Origin of the sequence: Dietzia sp. UCD-THP (assembly GCF_000349585.1) — a bacterium.
In the GTDB taxonomy this organism is placed as follows: domain Bacteria; phylum Actinomycetota; class Actinomycetes; order Mycobacteriales; family Mycobacteriaceae; genus Dietzia; species Dietzia natronolimnaea_A.
Map to the genome: position 1 here is coordinate 1260 of NZ_KB714663.1, position 481 is coordinate 1740.

Annotated in this window: 1 protein-coding gene; it reads left to right on the plus strand. The window is 65.5% G+C overall.

The annotated features are described in order from the left end of the window. Positions 1-175 precede the first annotated feature (175 nt). Complete coding sequence (locus tag H483_RS37045) at positions 176-454, plus strand: WhiB family transcriptional regulator (protein ID WP_017838456.1); 279 nt, start codon at positions 176-178, stop codon at positions 452-454. Positions 455-481: the final 27 nt, after the last annotated feature.

Consider the following 481-nt stretch of genomic DNA (forward strand, 5'->3'; position numbering starts at 1 on the left):
GGCGACGACGACGAGGTAGTCATTGACCACTGTGACCCTGATCGGCATGTGCAGAGCCTAGCAACGGACGACAACCGGCCGCGCCAGCGATTACACCCCTAAGGGTGAGGCGCGCCCGGGTGGTCCCGGGAGACACTTCGTCGTTGATCTTCCGCCTTCCGCGACAGGAGTACGAGTGCCACGGTTCAGGAATCTGAAACCCACATCGGAGTACTGGGCTTGGAGGGACGACGGAGCGTGCATCGGGGACCCCGACCTCTTCTACAGTGCGGAGGACGAGCCCAAGGGAGTGCGTCGTCGTAAGGAGGACGCCGCCAAGGCGATCTGCTCCGGCTGCGCCGTGCTCGAGACCTGCCGGAAGTTCGCGATCGAGGCCGGCGAGCTCTACGGCGTCTGGGGTGGGATGACCGAACTCGACCGGCACAAGCTCGCCGGGCGGCAGCGGACGGGGTGAGATGAGGGGTTCCAAGCTCACGCGAGC